The organism is Pseudomonadota bacterium (genome assembly GCA_039033415.1).
GTDB lineage: Bacteria > Pseudomonadota > Gammaproteobacteria > Xanthomonadales > SZUA-38 > JANQOZ01.
The window spans coordinates 191,308-212,224 of sequence record JBCCCR010000001.1 but is presented as its reverse complement, the minus strand read 5'-3'; the positions used below and the strand labels follow the sequence as shown (position 1 = coordinate 212,224).

14 protein-coding genes are annotated in these 20,917 nt (G+C 59.8%); 3 read left to right on the top strand and 11 right to left on the bottom strand.

Annotated elements, in window-relative coordinates; all coding sequences use genetic code 11:
• Window positions 1-24: 24 nt before the first annotated feature.
• The 10 genes from AAF358_00840 to AAF358_00795 all read right to left on the bottom strand — a co-directional run bounded on the left by AAF358_00840 (window position 25) and on the right by AAF358_00795 (window position 13,433).
• On the bottom strand, window positions 25-780 hold the full coding sequence (locus tag AAF358_00840) for a hypothetical protein (protein ID MEM7704064.1): 756 nt from the start codon (window positions 778-780) through the stop codon (window positions 25-27).
• Between the two features lie 141 nt (window positions 781-921).
• Window positions 922-2,727: a diguanylate cyclase gene (locus tag AAF358_00835; protein MEM7704063.1), complete on the bottom strand. Its 1,806-nt coding sequence runs from the start codon at window positions 2,725-2,727 to the stop codon at window positions 922-924.
• A gap of 103 nt (window positions 2,728-2,830) precedes the next feature.
• Window positions 2,831-4,228, bottom strand: a complete 1,398-nt coding sequence (locus AAF358_00830; GenBank protein MEM7704062.1) for a hypothetical protein — start codon at window positions 4,226-4,228, stop codon at window positions 2,831-2,833.
• Window positions 4,229-4,460: 232 nt separating this feature from the next.
• Window positions 4,461-6,104, bottom strand: a complete 1,644-nt coding sequence (locus AAF358_00825) for a serine hydrolase (GenBank protein ID MEM7704061.1) — start codon at window positions 6,102-6,104, stop codon at window positions 4,461-4,463.
• Between the two features lie 131 nt (window positions 6,105-6,235).
• On the bottom strand, window positions 6,236-7,072 hold the full coding sequence (locus AAF358_00820; GenBank protein MEM7704060.1) for a DUF2145 domain-containing protein: 837 nt from the start codon (window positions 7,070-7,072) through the stop codon (window positions 6,236-6,238).
• Between the two features lie 44 nt (window positions 7,073-7,116).
• On the bottom strand, window positions 7,117-7,569 hold the full coding sequence (locus AAF358_00815; GenBank protein ID MEM7704059.1) for a hypothetical protein: 453 nt from the start codon (window positions 7,567-7,569) through the stop codon (window positions 7,117-7,119).
• Window positions 7,570-7,802: 233 nt separating this feature from the next.
• On the bottom strand, window positions 7,803-9,188 hold the full coding sequence (locus AAF358_00810) for a ribonuclease J (protein ID MEM7704058.1): 1,386 nt from the start codon (window positions 9,186-9,188) through the stop codon (window positions 7,803-7,805).
• A gap of 154 nt (window positions 9,189-9,342) precedes the next feature.
• Entirely contained in the window at window positions 9,343-10,062 is a 720-nt protein-coding gene (locus AAF358_00805; protein ID MEM7704057.1) for a hypothetical protein, read from the bottom strand.
• A gap of 276 nt (window positions 10,063-10,338) precedes the next feature.
• Window positions 10,339-11,694: a DUF1501 domain-containing protein gene (locus tag AAF358_00800; protein MEM7704056.1), complete on the bottom strand. Its 1,356-nt coding sequence runs from the start codon at window positions 11,692-11,694 to the stop codon at window positions 10,339-10,341.
• A 20-nt stretch (window positions 11,695-11,714) separates the two neighbouring features.
• On the bottom strand, window positions 11,715-13,433 hold the full coding sequence (locus tag AAF358_00795) for a DUF1800 domain-containing protein (GenBank protein MEM7704055.1): 1,719 nt from the start codon (window positions 13,431-13,433) through the stop codon (window positions 11,715-11,717).
• 147 nt (window positions 13,434-13,580) lie between these two features.
• Between AAF358_00795 and AAF358_00790 the strand changes: the two genes are divergently transcribed.
• Window positions 13,581-14,267: a response regulator transcription factor gene (locus AAF358_00790; GenBank protein MEM7704054.1), complete on the top strand. Its 687-nt coding sequence runs from the start codon at window positions 13,581-13,583 to the stop codon at window positions 14,265-14,267.
• 44 nt (window positions 14,268-14,311) lie between these two features.
• Window positions 14,312-15,904, top strand: a complete 1,593-nt coding sequence (locus AAF358_00785) for a HAMP domain-containing sensor histidine kinase (protein ID MEM7704053.1) — start codon at window positions 14,312-14,314, stop codon at window positions 15,902-15,904.
• A 16-nt stretch (window positions 15,905-15,920) separates the two neighbouring features.
• Here AAF358_00785 and AAF358_00780 read toward each other — a convergent pair whose 3' ends face one another.
• Window positions 15,921-18,389: a DUF5060 domain-containing protein gene (locus AAF358_00780; protein ID MEM7704052.1), complete on the bottom strand. Its 2,469-nt coding sequence runs from the start codon at window positions 18,387-18,389 to the stop codon at window positions 15,921-15,923.
• A 310-nt stretch (window positions 18,390-18,699) separates the two neighbouring features.
• On the opposite strand from AAF358_00780, the gene AAF358_00775 reads away from it, so the two are divergent.
• On the top strand, window positions 18,700-20,871 hold the full coding sequence (locus AAF358_00775; GenBank protein ID MEM7704051.1) for a tetratricopeptide repeat protein: 2,172 nt from the start codon (window positions 18,700-18,702) through the stop codon (window positions 20,869-20,871).
• Window positions 20,872-20,917 lie beyond the last annotated feature (46 nt).

The window sequence follows — 20,917 nt, the reverse complement described above, 5'->3', positions numbered from 1 at the left end:
CGGTGTGCGTGATCGAGTGTCGGTTCACTCGGTGGTGGCGGCGGGCTCTTCCACCTCAGGCATCGCGAAACGATCGGCGTTGATGTCGCTGACGTTCAGCTCGGTCTTCTCGATGGTGATGGCCTGCTGCATGGGAGCCGCGCCCTCGCCGATGCTGGCGATCATGGAGTGCGCCATCACAATTTCACCGACCTCTTTGTAGTCGCCGATGGTTTGTGAGTAGGCCATCGAGTTGCCCTGAATATCCCGGGTTCCTTTTGAAAGAAACGGCAGGCAGTACTCGGTGTCCAGGTAGTAGGTCGCCACGTCTTCGCTGCCGGCCCGCACGACCTTCAGCGCATAGGCTTCGGTGCCTTCCACGTCTTCGGTGCCGATCAGCTCAACGGTGTGGCCCTTTTCCTGCCAGTCGACCAGCGGACCTTCCCACTCAGCCATTTCCTGAATCTCTTTGAGCTGGTCGTCAGCCATCTCCTCAGGCGTGGTTTTGCCCATAAACGGCATGATGGCCCAGCCCTTTTCGCCGTCGTAGGCCTGCACGGCGGTCATACCCTGAACCTCAAACTCGAGACGTACGCTGTTGGGCTGCTGAAATTCGATGGTGAAGGGCGCCTGCATCGGCCCCATGGTCATGGTTCCGCTCATCCGAGCCGACTCGACCGACTTAATGTTGTCGATGCCGCCCATCGTCTCGTAGTTGCACGAGAGAACGTCGTCAAGATCAGCGGCGGCGGCGGATCCGGCCAGTGCGAGGGCCGAAACGGTAAGGAGGGTCTGTTTCATAGCAAATGTCCGTAGTGAGGGGAGCTGGCGAGCCATTCTAGCCGATCGCAGGCGCTCCACTACCGACAAAAGTCATATAAAAATACGAGGTTTTTCGTGGAGTTGCCGGCTCACGGCGGCCCGGAATACTGTCAGGCAGCTTCAGGATCTGTCTGCGACCGAGACCCGATTTCGCCCGGTTTGCTTGGCCACGTAGAGCGCTTCGTCCGCCAGCTTGAGCAGTTCCTGCAGGTCGGTCTCATCAACCAGGTGTGCGATGCCGATACTGGCAGTAAAGCTGACCTGCCCATTCGGGACGTCTAGGCGAATCTCCGCAATCTGTTTAACCAGCCGCTTCGCGGTGTGCTCCGCACCCTCTCGATCCGTGCCGAACATCAGGGCAAACTCTTCGCCGCCCACCCGGCCGAACAGGTCGCGATCGCGGATGAGGGTCATCACCTCTTGGGCGAAGGCCACCAACGCCCGGTCCCCGACGTCGTGGCCGTATTTGTCGTTGATCGCTTTGAAGTGGTCGATGTCGAGCATGGCTAGCGACAATGGCTGCGTCTCACGACGGCACCGGTCCAGCATCTGCTGGCCCTGGGTGATGAAACTGCGACGGTTGTCCACGCCGGTAAGCGTATCGGTGCGGGCCTCGACCTCTGCGGCGTTCTTGGCCGCCTCAAGTTCCGCGGTCCGCTCCGCCACCTGCGCCTCGAGCTGCGTTTTGCTCTGCGTGAGCTGCGCGAGATGTGCTCGCTCGGCCGCCTCCTTCAGTCCGCGCAGATCGCGGATGCGAACGCCCATGGCGATCAGAATGACGGCCATCTCGGCGTAAGACCCCACCGCAGGCCAGTAGTAATTGACGAAGTTGTGCTCAACGACACCAAGGTCCCGAAGCGCCTGGGTAAACAGACCGATCACCAGGATCGTCCAGGCAAAGGTAAAGATGGCCGCCTCCCGCGCGCCCTGATACCAACGCACCAGGCCCACGACCGACACAATGGGATAAAGCAGCAGCGCCAGTGTGATGGAAATGATGGCCAGGGTGATCTGGCCAAAAACCGCTGAAAACAACAGAAAGACGCTGTTAAAGATCAGAAACAGCAGCAGGTAGTCGAAACCGCGCGTGTGCTGCCGGGTTTGCAGGAACTCCCGAGCGAAATACAGGCCGGTGAGCAGGCTGATGGCGCCGGTAATCGACATGTAGCGCCAGTTGAAGCTTTCAGTGAGAAGGAATTGGTGGGTAAACCCCAGCACCGTGTACCAAACGGCGATCGATGCAAGCGCGTGCAGCCCATAGAAGTAGAAGAACCGGCCGCCGGTTGCGACTCCGGCGACAAACGCGATCAGCGCCATCACGAGCAGGCCGCCGACAATCAGGTTGATGACGGTGAGCTCCAGACCCTGTGACTTCGCGAGAGAAGCGGGAGACCAGATTCGGAGCTCGGGGAATACGAAGCCCATGTCATGCGAGCCGTACTGAACGAAGAACTCGGCGGACTCGCCCGCAGCCAACGCGACAGGCACCACAAATCGATGGTGCGGGATGGGCCGCTCCGAGAATGGCCGCTCAAGAGACAGGTCAACCAGTTGCCGGAAGGTCGCCTCACCCGTCGAAGCCTGGAAGGCCCGCAGAAAGATCAGCTGATGATCGATGTATTCGAGACGCAGCTCGATCGAATCCGATGACGTGTTCTGGAGCTCAAAGTGGCTCCAGAACGCCCCGGGCGCCAGCCCGGTTGAGCCGCCGCCCTCCGGTGGCTTGAACTCTCCGGCCTCGAACGCTGTACGGGCCTGCGCAAGATCCGCAGCGCCCGTCGGGTCATGCCAGATGGTGAAGCTTTCTCCGAGTGGCGCCCCCGTTTCCTCGCCGGAGACTGCGATCGGGGAGACCGCAGCGGCGGGAAGCACCCAAACGCACTGAATGAGGGATGCGACTAACGCCAGTCGCCAAAGTCTTTTCAAAGCGGAACTTAGGACTCCGAACAGCCGACAGCGGAACGCTGAAACTTACCCTGTTTAGGCGCCGCCGACTATCCCCGGGCGCTGTTGGTAGCCTGCACGGCGTTTATGGCTGCTCAAATCCACTGGCAAACAGAATTTGCGCTTTTGGCCGCACAACAACCTCGACTGGGGGCGGTGATTCGAATTCACCGACTGCCTCCACCACAACCGGCAAAGCCTCGAACAGCGGCGAAACCACCGTCAGCGTGGTCTCGACGCCAGGGAGAAAGAGGAAGCGAAAGCCGCCAGACGAGGGGCTGGAAAAGGACAGGCGCCCATCATCGTTCAGGAGCGCCACGCTGACCGGGTCACCTGTACCCTCCTCGGTGACGGTACCAATTCCCACAGCTCCGCCTAAGATTCTATCGAATTCGATCACCTCAAGCAGAAAGTCGTAGCGGACCGGTTCCTCCACATCACAGTTACGCACTCTGACCAGCGTGCCCCCCGACGGGTACTGCCCACTCAAGGTCAGCGTGCCTGGAGGTCCGGCACAGTCGCCCAAAGTCATCAGCGACGATACGGACGCATCGCCAGCGCGCTCGCCCGGGAAGAAGTCAACCACGGCGTGAAATTCGGGTTGATCGCTGCTGACGGTCAGTTCCACGGTTTTTGGCGTCGCGCCGTAAAAGATCCAATCTTCGTCGTTCGATAGGTGAAAGGAATGAACCTGACGCGTGGCAAAGTTCTCCCCGAAAAGCACGATGTCCTCGGCCAGAAAGGAGGCCGTCAGCGGCAGGTCGTCATTTTCAAAACGGTCGAACGCGGGAAAGGGACGCGGCTCGCTGCCACCGTACACCCTTCCAAACAGCTCGTTGCCGTCAGTCGGTTCACTCAGGTCTTCGATCGACACCTGAGCGATCTGCTCATCTGACCAAAAGCCAGCAAACTGGTCCGGCGCAAGGTTATTTAGTCGCTGAACACGCAGCAGAACCTCATCAATCACCTCAGCCGCCGGGCATCCGTTTCCTGTCGAAAAGACGACTCGGCATAGCGTGATGTTGTAGGCAGAATCGGCGGCCTCACCGTCAAGCCGGGGCTGGTCCGGACCGATTGCGCGAAGCTCGAGACCAAAGCTGGAAACCGGCGACGCAAAAACGACGCTGAACACATCCTGCCCGTCTACCAGGAGCCGGAACGGGTCTGACGTTTGCACCAAATCGCCTTCCGGAATAAACCAGGGGCCAAATTCAAGCGCTGAGGGCGCGTCGGTCTCGAAGGTCACCTGACCGACGGTTTGCTGGGAAACCAGGCCGCTGACTTCCGGTAGCGGTCCCGTAAGGTCCTGCGCGCCGGTGGCTTCCTGGAAGACCGCTAAATCCTTGAATGTATGGGTCGGCGGCACAAAGTCCTGCGCGTACGCCATGCCCGGCAATAGCGCCGAAAGCAGCAGAAAAGTCATCGAGTTGCTGGCGATGGCCCGTGCGCCCGGAGCGCACCGGGTTGGGGTCAGGTGGATCATTACAGACTCCGCTGGCCGTGGTTTAGGTAAAAAATGCCACCTGACCGTGTGAACCAGCGTTTGAACTGGGCGATTTGGTCGTCATTCCTTGAAAACCTGTGATCCACCGCACGCAATTGACCCATCAAGAGCCGGACGGCATTTTTCGCCAGCCCTCAGACAGTAGGTTTAAGCGCGAATTTGAATCCTCAGCGCCAAACTGGCCGGAGTACAACAGAGTCTGAGGCGAGACTCAGCCTTCCTCCAGCCGCGATGCAACAATCTCGCGCCCACCCTGATACAGCGTCAACTCATTAGCACGGCCGTCGTCACCAACCGCAAATTCCACCTCCGCAGGGACCTCGCGCAGGAAATATCGGTTAGCAGAGGCCGGCAACAGGCGGAACTTGCCCTGTCCGGTGGCCTGCGACATCAAACTGTCACCTTCGCGCGTGATCACCAGATTGAAACCAGGCTGGATCTCATACACGCCGGCCCAAAGATCGAAAAGCTCGGGCGACACTGCCGCCACGGCCCGCTCTTCTTCTTCGGCCGGTCCAACGCGCTTGGCGACGTTCGCTTTCTTGGCGCCGTTGGGATGGAACAGCATCCGCACGACCTCACCACGGCGGTTGCGATCAAACACGATGTAGGAAAATGACCCGTCATAGTAGAAGGTGTTTTCGCCCGTCGGAAAAATCGGAAATCGCTGGCCGCCGGTGCGCTGGCTGAAGAGTTTTCCGTCCTCGAAAAAGATTTTCCGGAGATCACCCTCGGCGACCTCGTAGGCGCCCGTGTACTCCTGCAGCGTTGCTGCGTCCATCTCGATCGGCTGCGGATCATGCGGGCGACCCATAGCCAGCGAGGAGAGGACGTCGGCGGTGTAGCTGGGCGACTTAGCGTTCGTGTTGGTCAGGATCGCGGTATAGATGTTCTGGTCTGGCAGGTATCGCTGCTGGGTGGTGAAACCATTGATGCCGCCGCCGTGCGAAACGGAAGGCTCACCTCGAAAGTCGTCAACGGAGAACCCAAGGCCATAGCGCGATACGCTGCCGTCATTCAACTTGAAGGGCTTGATCATTTCCTCGACGGACGCCTCCGTTAGCAACTCACCGGCAAACAGCCCCGCATTCCATTTGGCCAGGTCGTCCACCGTGGAAAGCAGCGAGCCGGCAGCATGAGGCTGCGTCATACTGATGAAGTCCGCGTTAACCGGACCCTCGCCACCGGCGCTGTAGCCCGATGCCCTGCCCTTGATGAGCTGAGTGCCACCGTAGTGACTGTTTTCCATGCCGAGCGGTTCAAAGATCCGCGCCTGGACAAAATCGGCATAGCTCTGGCCAGATACCTTTTCGATGATGGCACCAGCCAGGACGTAGCCAGAGTTTGAATAGCTAAATCGCTCTCCGGGAGCAAAATTCATCTCGAGGTCGGCGAACACCTCGATCAATTCTTCGGTGGTGAGATCAGCGCGGGTACGACCCTCAGCAAAATAGCCAGAGATATCGGTGTAGTTGAAGATGCCCGACGTGTGCGTCAGCAGATGGCGAGTGGTGATCGTGTGGCCATGATCCGGATAGTCCGGCAGGTATCCCTGGATCGGTTCATCCAGATCCACCTTCCCTTCTTCGACCAGCAGCATCACGGCAGCGCCGGTGAACTGCTTGGTAATCGACCCGAGTCGAAAGACGTGGTCAGGCCGCAGCGGAATTCCGAGCTCGATGTTAGCCATCCCGACCGCGTCGCGAAAAACCACCTCGCCGTTCTTGACGACCAGCACCGCAGCCCCCGGACCATCAGCCGGATACGCGCTTTCGAGAACATCCCGATAGGAGGCAGCGGCGTGGGCAGACAGCGCCGCAACAAAAAAGACGAAACCCACAGTTAGCTTCCGCATGGCAATACTCTCCGCAAAGTTCGCGGCGAATCGTACCACCCGCACCCCGCACCTTTGCGCCTGCCATCAGTCCTGTTCAAGCTGCCTGCCAAGAGCGCAGCGGCGTCTGCCAGGCGGCTTGGCTTTAGGCTTTAGTTCAACCGAACGACAAACCGAGCGTCGCCGAACTCAGTACGCTCGAGCCACCGCAGCACGGAATCAGCGGTGGTTGTGTCGATCCGGCCAGCGAATCTCAGACGGCTCGGGTGGTCGTCGAAAGCGACGTTCGCTTTGGTGACTCGCGCGCCGAGTCGGGTGAGCGTTCCGAGCCGCAGCCGATCGGCCCGGTAGGACTCAGCCATGAGCCACCGCTGCGCCTGACTGCGAGTGCGGATCTCTGGGTTGAGCAGCATTGCCAGCGTCTCCAGGGCCCACTGATTCGACTGCTGATAGCGGGTGCCCCAGACGTACGACACCATGCTGTACCGCGGCTCGTGGAGCCCGGTGAGGAGCTTCGGATCGTTCGTTAGCGCCGGGAGAAATTCTTCTGCGAGCTCTGGCGTCAGCGGGACAATCGCCGTTTCCCAGTCGAACGGGCCATCGGTGAAGAACTCGGCCAACCCTTGTCGATAAACGTTTGCCCGGTCTGAGCCGCAGTCGTTCAGCTTATGAACAACGCGCCAGACGGGGTCAGCCTCTGGCTCGCTGCTCCGGTAAACCAGACCGATATGCGAATAGCGCTGCTGCCATTTGCTGAGGTCCTGCCCCATCCGGGCGATGACGCCGACGCTCACAGCCTCCCGATCCAAAGCCCTGGCCGTTCGAGAAGCCAGCTCCATCCCATTACTCAATTGCTCAACCGTATGACTGCGTTGTTCGCAGGGCTGGCCGGCCAGGGCGGGATCGGCAATCAAAAGCGTTAGGACCATGGCAAGAGCGGCAGCAATGCCGCTGAACCTCAGCCAGAGAATAGAGATCTGGTTCAACATCGCTGAGTCTTTCCCGCTTCGGTTGCTGATGGATGCCCGAAGGTTCAGGGAGTCAGCCGCTCATGAAACAGCAGCTTCTGACCTTCTTCATCGGCCAGCAGCGCAATTGCCTGGCTGCCGTCATAGAGCAGAACGCCTCCCGCGACCGATGCCGCTTCGAGAACCGTACCGGCGCCCGCCGCAAACCCCGCGGCGCCGTCGATCGTAAAGCTGACTGCCGTCACAGCCCCGTCTACCAGCGCTTCTGCCACGACGGCCGTCCCGACCGCTGACACCTCGATGGATTTGACGGTGATATGCGTTGCTGCCGCCAGCGTTGTGGCGGCAGAGAGCCCGGCAAACGCCACGGGCGCGGCGACTGAGATACCGCTTGCCGCGCTGACGTCATGGATGGTGCTCTGGGCCGTCGCTGCGTTAGTTAATACCACCGCAATCATCGCCAGCACGATGCCAGGAACGAGACGGAAACAGGGGCGTTTTGCTCGAATGTCGATCATGGTTGGTGTCCTCCAGCCAAAAGATGCTTGTGTGTTTGAAGCAAGCTGGGTGCATCGTGCCTTCGTGAATAAGCGGTGAAGGCAATTTCTGCCAAAGTATTGCGAGGTGAACTGGGCGGTAGCAGTCGGTGATACTTTCTAGGTCATCGAAGTTTTTGCCATATGCGACATGCTCCCGCTACAGACTGCGCGACACCAATTAGTGTGGCGGATGTCGATATCGCGCAATGGCGTCATAGCCGAGCGGCTAGCGGGAGATCCGGCTCCGGAGACGCCCACGGAATTAGGCGATCATCCTCAAAGCCCAGCCGACCTGTCTGAACCGCGCCGCGCCGGATTCCGCGGACCGGCGCGAGCATGAACAGATCGCCATTTCTGCCCAGCAGCTGATGAGGCACGCCGACTTCTTTGGCCAGCCGCGCGTTCGCGTGCATATGCACAGCCTCGCCGTGTACCGGGATAGCGACCTGCGGCTGAACCCAGCGATACATGTCCGCCAGCTCATCCCGGGCGGGATGGCCCGAGGCGTGAATCGGCGTCGCGAAGCTGTCCTGAACCACGGTGACGCCCAGCAGCCGAAGGCGCGCCTGCAGTTCCTCGACCGCCTCTTCGTTTCCGGGAATAACGCGCGAGCTGAGGAGCAGCTTGTCGCCTGCCTCCACCAGCATATTGGGGTGGGTCTCTGCGGCAAGCCGGCTGAGTGCCGACCGCGGCTCACCCTGACTGCCGGTGGCAATGGCCATCACCTCATGTGGCGGCAGATACCCCAGGTGAGCGGGGTCAATGAACTCCAGCTCTTCGTCCCAGACGCCAGCGGCTCTGGCTGCCGCATGGTAATTCTGCAATGACCGCCCGAGCAGCGCAGCACGGCGGCCGGTGTTTTTAGCGATCCGGGCCAGCGTCACCAGCCTGGCGATGTTGCTGCCAAAACAACCGACAATAATGCGCCCCTCTTCACCCTGCACTTCCTCGAGTAACGCCTTGTACAGCTGACCTTCACTACGCCCGCGGCCGGGCACCGTCGCATTCGTCGAGTCGCAGACCATCGCGCGAACGTTCAGGTCGGCGATCTGCCTGTAGCGGTTCTCAGAAAACGCAGGCCCCACCACTGGCTCCGGATCGAGCTTCCAGTCGCCCGTGTGGAAGATGGACCCAGCTTCCGTGTGAATGAGCAGCGCCTGCATCTCGGGCGTCGAGTGGGTCAAGTCGATCCAGTCGACGGTGAAATCCCCCAGCTCCAGCCGAGCTCCAGGCGACACGATGTGCACCGGCACCATGTCCGCAAGGCCTGCGCGCAGCAGCTTTCGGCGCAGAATCTCCGCTGCGAAGGGCGTGCAGTAGACCGGGCACTGCAGGCGGGGCCAGAGATAGGCCACCGCGCCGACATGGTCCTGGTGAGCGTGGGTTATCAGCATCGCGCTGAGCTGATCGCGACGGGCTTCGATAAACGAGGGGTCCGCCATCTGAACATCAGGACCGGTTTCGTCCGAGCGGGAAAAGGTTACACCACAGTCCACCATCAGCCACTGGCCGGCATGGCCGTAGAGATTCATGTTCATACCGATTTCGCCGCAGCCGCCGAGCGGCAGAAACCAGAGTTCGTCTTTATCGGGGTTCATAACGGCGGCCAGTTTAAAGTCAGGGGCATCGCAAGCCAAAAACCTGGTTTCGGATGCTTCGTGCGACAAAGTCTAGGGCAATAGTTGTCGTTCTTAGGTGTTTCTCAGCGCAACCGGGATCAGACAAAGCCGCGAAATTGCCGCTGGATAGAATCTACGGATTGTCTAACTCAGCAGAAACCACCTGCGCGGCCCGCGCAGTTTGCCAGTGGGCCGCTTGAAAATAGATTTGGAAGGTCATCATGCGCACAAGCGCTTGCCGAAAATCGGCATCGTTTCTCATCGCCTCCATGTCATAGTCAACCACAAACGGAACCTGAAACCCTCGAGGCTCGAACCGCTCTGGTTCTCCAAAGGTCAGTTGACGGTTGAAATCTCGTTCATATTGCATCTGCATTCGCCGAAAGTCTGCGAAGAAATGCTTGGCGTTGTCGACATGTTCCTGGTACTCGGCTAACGCTGAGATCAGTTGCTTATTGCTGATCAGTCTGAGCTGCCCGCTGGTCAGTATTTCTTGATAAGTTGCCGAGACGCCTCCGCCCGTATCCATATTCAAGACGTTCATGAGTCCGAACTCTATCGCTGCGATATCAGCGTCAGACATCGGGCCAGAATTCAAAACAACCTGCAGGCGCTGGAGCCCATCAATAATCTTCTGATGGGTATCGATGGCTCCGTCAATCTCCGCTTTTATTTCTGTGAATTCCGTTCTCAGTCGCTCTAGGTATTCATCACTCAGCGCGAGCTCGCGCCTGTCCTCATACCATGCAGACGCCTGGAGACCCAGGAAAATACCGACTACGACGATCAGCAGCTCAACAGAAACGCCGACCCAATCCTGGTCGATTAGCTTCTCGCGCAAGCGTTGAAACATTATGGGCCGCCTAGTGACCATAATGTGCCCACATGGTGAGCCTCGAATGCTCGAGCGCCTCTGACGGTGCCCTAAGGTTGTCTCTCATCCAGTCCAGAAAACCTAGGCGGCGTTCGTACATCGTCGGACCTAAAACATTTGCGATGCCCAGAGTTTAGTCGAAGAGGAGAAGCAGCGTCTTTGCGATCCTTAGAGAGAGCCCCAAACGAGACCACAACAAGTGCCAGCTTAAATCCGCTCAAGGGCCTTACCTTAGCCGGCTGGAGACAGCCTCGTTTACTCGGCCATGTAACCCAGATCTCGCTGATCAAAACGATTCAGATTCGGGAATACCACGTCCAGGTCGGACTCCGAGACGCCGTACCAGCGCATGGCCGGCGCCAGAAACTCCTCCAGCGCAAGCGTCGGTATGAGTCTTCCCTCATCCGCATCGTCGGGCCCGCCAATGACGAGCGTTGGCGCCTGACCGTAGATGCCGCCGTTAACCGCGCCACCAACCACCAGCTGATGACCACCCCAGCCGTGATCCGTGCCGTCCCCGTTCGATCCAAGGGTGCGACCAAATTCTGACAGGGTCAGCAGGGTGACGTTATCGGCCATCCCCAGCTCGACGGTTGCGTTGTAAAAAGACTGAATCGCGCTGTCCAACGCTGCCAGGAGCCCTGGGTGATCATTGAGCTGCCCGCTGTGGGTGTCGAAGCCGCCAATGCCCACAAAAAACGCCTGACGCTGGATACCCAGCTGCTGGCTCACTGCGATAAATCGCGCGACCCCCTGCAGCTGCGAGGCCAGCTCGTTTCCCTCGGCGAACGGCGTCTGGATCACAGGCAGTGGGTTGAAGGCTGAGGCGTAACGCGTGTAGATGTCCAGCGCGCGTCGGCGAATCGCCACATGCTCCTGCATCAGCGGATGGCTGTAGGACTGGTTGAGAATCTGGTCGTGGACCGCTGCCAGATCTTCGTTTTCCTCCACCACGTCCAGCGCTACCGGCCCGGTCGGCGTTGCCGCGTAGCCAACGCTTCTCGGCCCCACCTGCAGCGTGTTGCTTCCCTGCAGCGAAACGTTGAACGGCAGCGACTGCTGGGGATAAGCCGTTTCCATCAGATCAGCCGCCCGCCCCAGCCAGCCCTCATTGGTGGCCAGCGCCGTTGGACGCGCGTTTTGCCAGACGATCTGCTGATGCTCATGGGAAAATAGCTGTGGGGGAATTGCCCGACCCATCTCGTAGTCACTTCGATTGGTGGGTGCTTGCAGGACGCCCACATTCAGGCCCATCGCCACCCGGCTCTGAGCCGCAAGGCCCTGCAGGCCGGGCATCGAGGGATGTAGACCAAAGCCGGTGCCGGGTATGTTCAAAAGCTGGGCTTGGGGCACCGCCATGTTCGTCCGAGCAGACGCGTACTCCGCGTAGCGCGAATCACTCGGGACAATCATATTGAACGAGTCGTTGCCCCCGTAAAGAAATACCGTCACGAGCGCTTTGTAGTCGGCGGGGCTTCCCTTGACGGCCAGGCTGCTGGCGGCGTGAGCCCGGCTGAGGGTACTGAGTGCACCTACGGCTCCGGCGGTGCTGACGCCAGCGGCCATGAGGCTTCTTAAGAAGGCGCGTCGATTCACGGATTGCTGTTTCATGGATTGCTCCTTCGTTTTGGTCAGCGCTGAATGAGATATTCGGGGGAGGTCATCACGTGCGCGATGGCTTCACCGACGCGAACGTACGGATAGGCCGGCGGAATCTGCTGGAGTCGGGCCCGAACGTTCTGCCGAAGTTCGGTGGACATGGTGCCGGCGAGCAGCAGCAGATCGAGCCGGTTCAGCAACACCTCTGGGTTCGAGGCCAGCGCAAGCTCTGCGGCGGGATGGAGCAGCACAGTCCTAGGCCCAAACTCCACCTCAGCCTCTTCATCCTCAGCCTCGACCCAAGGTGCGCCGTCGATAAAGTAGCGCGCATTCAGGTCGATCGAGTTCTGGTTGAAGGTGAGCTTGTCGTCCGATGCTAGCTGGAACTCCGGTGCCACCAGGCGAGGCTGGCTGCCGCGAAGTCCCGCCGGCTGATAATCCGGCAGAAAGAAATTGAAGACCGATGGAGCAGACAACACGGCCTGCCCCGCCATCGTTGGCTGATAGTCGTAGTATTCACCTACCTCTGATCGTCCATCGAACGTGCGCCACAGGTTCGAAAGCCGCAGCAGCGGCTCACGGAGCTTTCCAAAAGCGACATTGCCACTCGTGCCGGCCGCCGCCTCCGGGTCGAGAAGAATCGCTTTCACCACCGCGCCGAGATCCCCGCGAACGCCCGAGCCGTTGTCAGCAAACACGGCCGCCACTCGCTGGATATAGGCAGGGGTCGGATTGCTGGTGACCAGCCGCTGGATTAAGCGTCGGCTGACGAAAGGACCGACATTGGGATGGGTAAACAGCACGTCCAGCGCCGCATTCAGATCTGCAGCCGCCGTTTGTCCACCCGGCAGCGTAACGCCGTCGATGATCACTTTTGCGTCGGTATCGTGATAGTCCTCGCAGGCCTGCATCGGCGAAACGAGATCGCCGGCGTCGTCGTACTCAAAATCTTCACAGGAAACGTCAGCGAACGTCCAGCCGGTGAACACTCGCGCCATGCCGGCGATGTCGGCCTGGGTATAGGTGACCAGTGGCTGACCGGCATCATCAAGGATTAACGTGCCGTCGGGATTCAGCTGATTCAGACCGATTGTAAACAGCTGCATCACCTCGCGAGCGTAATTCTCGTCGGGCCGAATATTGAGCGCCGGGACCGCCTTACGATTGCGGATGTGGGTGAGATAGATGCCCATCACCGGGCTTCTTGTCACGTCGCCAAGAAGATCACGATAGTTGCCAAAGGAGTGGGTCAGCAGCAGATCGTAATAGGCGGCCATGGCCTCGGCGAAGTCGATCAGCTCGCCGTTGCGGTCGGAGACGACAAACAGCTGACTGAGCGCAAACGCCACTCGATGGCGCAGCTGATCCGGCGCGGCAATTACGGTTTGCCACCAGATATTCTGACGATCGAGCGGATCGACATAGCGGTCACAGTCTGTGTCACCATCTTGGAGACACTCCTGATAGTTCCGCTCGGCGAGCGGCGCCAGGCCTGGACGTGTCCAGGACACAGGCAGCGCAAGCTGCTCGTTGATCCAGGCCGCCTCGCCCATGGCGACTACACGATCGATCTCCGCCATGGTCGGACCGAACGTCGCCCGGTGAAGAAATTGAGAGGCTGACGCTTGTGGACTCGCTTGGCCGGTCCGTTCAAAGCCGTCAGTAAACAGTGGCTCTCCCACCTGCCCTAGAGCACAGCAGCTGACAACAGCACCAAGCCAGCTCAGTCCAGTAAGAATGTGCAGTCTCATGCTCGCGGTTCCTCGATAGGTAACAGGAGACAGACACACTACGCGCGGTAAGATTGCGGGAACCTTTCCGAACCATTAACAAATGGTAATGCCCGAATTGAGACCGGGTTCGTAGAATTATTTGCTAGCGGAAGCCAGGGCACCTACGTGCATATCTTGATCATCGAAGACGATCCAAGCGTGGCCAGCTTCGCCTCGCGAGGGCTTAAGGAAAGCGGCCACACGGTGGACGTTGCCTCTGACGGCACTCAGGGGCTGGAGCTTGCCTTCAGCGGCAGCTTCGACGTGCTGGTGATCGACCGAATGCTGCCCGGAACCGACGGCCTCGCGATTATTCGCTCGCTGCGAAGCGCTGGATCCCGGGTGCCTATCCTCGTGCTTAGCGCTATGGCGGAGGTCGATCAGCGCGTCGAGGGGTTTAATGCCGGCAGCGATGACTACCTCACCAAACCCTTTGCGTTTTCTGAGCTGCTTGCGCGAATTGAGGCGCTACATCGGCGTAACGCTCAGGAGGCCGCCACCAGCAAACTGACTCTGGACGATCTTGTGCTCGACCGACTCGGGCGCGAGGTCACGCGATCCGGCAAGAGTATCGCACTGCAGCCGCGGGAGTTTCGGCTGCTGGAGTACCTGATGCTGCATGCAGGCCAGGTCGTGACGCGAACCATGCTTCTGGAAAAGGTCTGGGACTACCATTTCGATCCACAGACCAACGTGATCGACGTGCACATCAGTCGACTTCGCCAAAAGATCGATAAGCCGGACTCGGATGAGTCGATGATCAGGACCGTTCGCGGCGCGGGCTACGTCATCAGCGCCGGGGGGGCGTCATGAAACTGATTCGGCACCTCGGGCCAACCCTCCTGTTGTGGTTAGTGATGACAGCTCTGCTTTTTTGGGTGCTGGACATGACGGACCGAGCCCTGAGAGCTGAACGTGCCGTCTGGGCCAATGAAGAAATTGACGAGCTGCTAAGTACCGTGAGCTTCTGGTCGGCCTTTGACGACTCGAACCGGGAGATCGAAGTCGACTTCGAGGACTGGCCCTCATTCGCCACATTCCGCGCGGCCTACATCCAGGCGATCGCGGAACGGTCGCCGTCGCCGGCTACGTCCGCTCGGCTCGTTTTGCTGGGGGAAGAAGCTCGCGTCGAGCCCGCAGTGCCGCCGGAATATGCGCTGCGGCTCATGCTCGAAGAAACGCCGGAAATTTTCCACGAGCGACTCGAGCAGCTCGCCGCAATTCATTGGGGTTCGCTCGAAGAGTTTGACGAAGAAAGGCTGACGTTACCCACCTTGGAGATCTTGCAAGCGTGGCTTGAAGAGGAGAGCGAGCCGCTGGAAGAGCTCGAGAGCTGCGCTGCGCTGCTTGACGCTGAAGGTTCTACCGTGGTGAGCAATCTGACCCAGATCCCGGACTGGACCACGGAGCCCATGTTGCTGCGACGCTTGCCTTTTGAAGACGAACCTTCAGTGCAGCGGCCCTGCATCGCCGTGCAGCGCAGGCTGGATGACCGATCCCGGGTCATTCTGGGTGTGGAGAGCCCGGCGGCCATGCTCGCTCTGGAAGAATTTGGCGGAGCTACACTGCTTGCCGCTCTTCTCATCGGAACCCTGGCAATGTCTTATACCTGGATCGCTCATCGTCGGCGAACCGCCGCGCTGTTGAATCTGCGGGACGCTTGCCGTCGGGCCGGCGAAGGCGACTACAGCGTGCGCATTGCGGTCAACGGAAAGGAGCCCGTGGACGAGGTGGCTCATGAAATCAATCGTGTGTTGGAGCGCACAGAGACGCTTGTCGACAGTTTGCAGTCGATGAGCGCCAACATTGCTCACGACCTGCGCACGCCGTTGACGCGCCTGCGAGGCCAGATTGACCTGCTGCTGAGAACGCCCAATCCGGACGCGGCGATGGTAGCCGCGGTCCAGGCGGAGGCCGACCAGCTGCTCGATACCTTCAGTGCACTGCTTCGCATCGGCCAGGTCGAAAGCGGCAGCCTGCGCCAAGGCTTCCGAGATTTTGATCTGCTCATCATGCTCAAAGACGCTGTGGAGCTTTATCAGCCAGCGTTTGAGGAGCAAAAAATCTCGCTGACGGCTGAGGTTCCACAGGGGTCGGTGGTGGTACATGGTGACCAGGATCTCTGGATGCAAAGCGTGGCCAACCTGATGGATAACGTACTCAAGTATGTGCCGGAGGAAGCAGGCTTAACCATGACCCTGAGTCAGCAGGCGGACGTCATCGAGCTGACCTTTCGCGACACGGGACCCGGCATTCCGGATCTGGAACTGGATCGAGTCCTAGATCGCTTCTATCGACTTCCGAAACACCGTGGAGAGCAAGGCAACGGGCTGGGACTCAGTCTCGTCGCGGCGGTTTGCCAGCTGCACACCGCCGAACTCACGCTACGCAACAGCGGCGGCCTGGCCGTCGAAATTCGGTGGCCGCAGCAGCATCGGGTTAGGCCATAACGAACCTGAGAGTCGGTTAGTCCGCTTCGAATCCATTAGCGAAGACACCTTCCGAGACCGCATCAACCTCGACCTGAAATTCGATCACCATGTTCGATCCGGCAGCCCCTGAAGCGTCCCTCGGTGTCAGGGTCAGCGTATGGGTGCCGAGCGCCGGAATCCATTCGTTGTAATCGCCGCCGTTGTCCCCCCACAAGGTGAAGGGCGCAACGTTTTCGGTGTGGGTGCGCGATTCGACGCCGGTGAGCGAGAAATTCACCGAGGCGACCTCCGGCGACACTTCTGCCCGGACGTTAAAGGCAGGTGCATCCGTCAGGGCAATCCGCGCACCGTCGCTCAGATCCATGATGTCGGTGTTGCTTGCCGCGTTGACTAGCGTGGCTCCGACAACCTGTGGCCCGGCACCAGGCTCGGTCACCACGATGGTCGTCGTCGGGCTTTGAGTGATAGCTCCGTCGTCGTCCTCGACCTCGGCGATGAGGTCGTACGAGCCGACCGTCAGATCGGCCAGCGTCCAACTGAATGGCGAATCGGTTAGATCACCCTGGGACACGTCGTTGACCCGAAGCGCGACCCGCTCGACCGTCCCGTCCGCGTCTACGGCCTGCACGGTCACCTGGACGGTTGCGGGCACATCGAACTGAGCGTTGGATGCCGGCGCCAAGATCTGAACGCTGGGTGACAGGTTGCCGCCATCAACTCGTGTGACCAGCGCGGCCCAATCGTTGTTGACCGCATAGGGCGCGCTGCCGAGATTCACTTCCTGACCACCGGCAATGCCCCCGGTTTGAGTGCCAGTCTGCAGCGCACCGCCATTGCGCGGATCGAACCAGGAAACTTCAAAAACACCCGGCGCCTCGGAAAGGTCCAGCGTCCAGTCCTCGCCGTTGCGATCGTTAAAGACGACGTATGTCAGCCCCGGCGCCGCCAGGACGTAGGAGGTGCCGCCGGAGCCAGAATCTGCGAGCCCGGGAACCGGCACCATGTTCTGAAGCGGCAGCGACTCAAAGAAACTGACGGCATAACCGGCCCAGCGGAGCGCCACGTCCATCTCTGAGAAGTCGTCGATGGCCTGGTCGAAGCTATGGCCGCCGCCGTCCTGCTGCACATACCACTCAAAGCCCGCGGCGCCGCCCATGTAGGCTGGCCACATCTTGTCCCGCCGCCCGTGGGGGTAGCCGTTGGATACATCGTCAGCATCGTTCTCAATCTTCTGCGGTTCATCGAAGGAAATCGCCCAGGGAACGCCAGCCGCCATGGACTGACCCCGCCAATCGCGAATCAGGTTGTACATGCTGTTTCGCGAGTTGCCGCCCTGAAACGAAGTGATGTCAAAGTCTCCGTTGCCTAACAGCGGCTCGTAGAACTGGTTGTACTGATTGCTCTTGGTGTGCGTGGTAACCGGATGATCGTAGGGGTCAGTTTGCTTCAGATAAGCGGCAAACTCCCGCAGGCGGTTCGTGCCGTAATCGTTCTCCTCTCCCAGGTTGAACTGAATGCCGTTGTGGTGCCCGAAACGGGCGATGAGCATGCGGTAGAACAGTCTGCGCTGCGGGCCAAGCTGACCATTATCGTGGTAGTTCTCGTTGGCCGATTCGGTCTCTGCCAGCACGAAATGAAGCCAGATGCCGCGCGCCTGCGCGTGGGCAAAAACCATCTCCCACTGGATCAGCTTCGATAGGTCATAACGCGTCTTGTTCTGCTCGCCGATAGTCGGAAACGTGTCGCGCCCGTCCCCGCCGATATTCATCGGCAGGAAGTAAATCGTGTTGGCACCACGATCAGCGATGTAGTTGAGCGCGCCGATAATGGCGCGGCCATCACCGTTTCCCCAGTCTGGATCGTCGGAACGCCAGTCGCTCTCGTGGGCACTAAAGGAATGGCCGGCATTGGGCGTATTGTCGAAGCCCTCGTAGCCCAGAAAGTTTTCCGGGATATCGGGCCCACCTTTGATCCACGGCTGACCGTTAGGAAAGGTCAGATAGTGACCACCACGGTTTTGAACCAGCCCGCGCGAAGCTGCACGAAAGTCCGGGGCGCTCTTGTCGGAGCCCGAGACCGAGAACTGCCCGGACTCGCCGTCAAAAGAGGCAGCCGTCCCGGCAGTTGGGCTATCGTTGACCGCCACATCTTCACCCTGCCGAAAGCTGGCAGACCAAGTCCAATTACCTGCCTCGGGTGGCGAAAAGTGGACGCGCCACTGGTCGCCGGACGCGCCGCCGGTGCCGTCTCCAGCAAAGTAGCCAGGGACCGTGAGGGTTGTCGTTGACTTAGAGAAGGTGACGTTCAGTCGGTAATCGAGAAAAGGGTTCGGATCGGCGGTTTCGCTGGATGACGGCCCGTCAAACGTCAACGTGACCCGGTGCCAGACCCGCTGTTCTCCCGAAAGCGACGCAGCGCCGGTAGTGCCAGCGAGAAGAAAAAAACCGGCAGCGGACAGCCAGCAGAACAGGCTGGCCGAAGCCGGTTTGCGCATCACGTTCATAAAGCTGCCTCCAACGCGTTGCATTGCTGCATGGTAGTGCGCTGAACGCGTGGTCGAATGTGACCGAGATCACGTCTCGGGAGTGAATCCTGATATTGTGCGGCGTCAGTTCGTTTGGCCCATTTCGCTGAGCTTGCGAATTCAGCCGCAGTCCCCCAGAGTTAGGGGTTCAGGTGGGATTGACAGGGATCCGTTATTTCATGGGCAGTTATTTTGCCGAACTCCATCGGCGAAACGTCTTTCGGGCCGTCGGCGCCTTTCTGGTCGGCGGCTGGCTTCTGCTGCAGGTAGCGACCGCGTTGGAAGAAGCATGGGCCTGCCAGAGTGGTTCGATACCCTGGTTGCGGCAGCGCTGCTGATCACGCTGCCCGTGGTGATCGTGGTGTCCTGGGTTTACGAGCTGACGCCCGACGGCCTCAAAAAAACCGAGGAAGTCGACCTGGCTGCAAGCGTTGCACCGCGGACCGGCCATCGGCTCGACCTTTTCACGCTGGCGGGCGTTGTGTTGGTCATCGGCCTGGTTGCGTTTCAGCAGTTTGATGGGCCCAAACCAAGTGCACCAGCGGAAACCGTTGAGGTCACTGAATCAAAGCACGGGCCGACAACCGCGGCGGCAGGTACGTTATCTGCCGTTGGCGCACTCGAAAAATCGATTGCTGTTTTGCCGTTTGTCGCCATGAGCGATTCCAAAGACGACGAATTTTTTGCCGACGGCCTGTCGGAAGAGCTGCTTAACGTGCTGGCCAAGATCAATGGCCTTAAGGTGGCGGGCCGAACCTCTTCCTTCTACTACAAAAACAAAAACGAAGACCTGCGCAAAATCGCCGGCGCGCTGGGAGTCGCCCACATTCTGGAAGGCAGCGTGCGTCGCTCGGGCGCCACGCTGCGGGTGACGGCACAGCTCATTCAGGCCGACGACGGTTTTCACCTCTGGTCTGAGACCTTCGATCGCACTGACGGGGACGTGTTTGCCATCCAGGACGAGATTGCCAGCAACGTCGCGGCGGCCATGCGGGCCGAGCTAATCGGAGAGTCCAGCGGCCCGACACGGCCGCCGCGGAATCTCGAGGCGCAGAACCTCTATCTGATCGCCCAGGCTGCGCTTGCTGAACGCAACCTGGATGACGTGAAGCGTGCCCGGGATCTATTTGCCGAGGCGAGAGCGATTTCGCCGGAGACACCTCAGTATGCCGCAGGCTACGCTCACGCCGTTGCGCTGCTCTACTGGAATTTCCGGGCAATTTCGCCGGACGAAGCGATCAGCAACGCCTCCGAGGCGATCGACCAGGCGCTGACGGCAGGCGAGCCCAGCGCAGATACGCTGGCTATCGCAGGATTGGTCGAAGAGCTGCGCGCGATCACTGTTAGTGATCCTAGCGCCAAGCGACGCGCCCTGGACTTCTATCAACAGGCTCTGCGGAAGGACCTGGGAAACGTGCTAGCGCTGCAGTGGCTGGCGTCTATCTATATCGATACCAACGACTTCCCGCAGGCCAAAGACTATTACGAGCGGGCGCTGGAGCTCGACCCGCTCAATATCCTTGCGCTCAGCGGACTGGCCAGCGCGCAGATGGCGATGGGCGAGGTGCAAAAAGCGCGAAACCACCTCTATAAGGTTCAGGCGCTGTTTCCCGAGTCTGCCCTGGCGCTCCGATACCTCAGCAACCTCGAGTGGTACCAGGGGCGGCTTGATCGGTCCTTGTTCTGGGGCGAGCGGGGCGTACAAATTGATCCCAACCCACAGGAGCTGTTCGCTCAGGCCACGGGTTACCTCCTGTTGGACCAGGCCGACCGTGCCATGACGCAGCTCGATGTTCTCAAGGAATTGGACGGTGGCTTAGACGTCAGATCGATCATTCGGGCTCGCTTGGAAGAGGATTACCCCACCGCTGCCGCTGAAGCCGATAGACTTTTCGCGGAAACCGGCCATGAAATTTTCGCACAGGCCAGCTCGCTTGCCTACGCCATGTCCAGCGAATATCAAAAAGCCATCGATATTCTGGAGCGGCAGTATCCCTCGCTGAAGTCCGAGCAGGCAGAATATCTGGACGGCACCGACATGATTCCCGTCGTGCTGCTGGTGCACTGCTATCAGCAGGTGGGCGATACCTCCGCGGCCAGACGACTCGCCGACCTGCTGCTCAATACCTCTCGACTGTCCGATCAGGCTTTCGAGTCCCGACCCTCCAATCGGATGATCAGGGCTGAGCTATTGGCCGCCATCGGCGACGAGCAGGGGGCGCTCGAAGATCTGGAAATCTTGCAGAACCAGGCCGTCGCGGTACCCTTCAACTCGCTGGCAATCCGGGTGGAGAATGAGCCGGTGTTCCGTGCAATTGCGGACGAGCCCGTTTTTAAGGCTTACGTCGAGTTCGAGAACCAAACGCTCAAGCAGCTAGCCCGCACATTGGCCTCAGGGGAGACCGAGCAAAACGTTATAACGGACATCAGGGCGGCCGGATTTGAGCTGGCTGGCAGGTAGCGCATACCTCGCGGTGGCTCGTAGAAGCCGCCAACTCGGGCTAGCG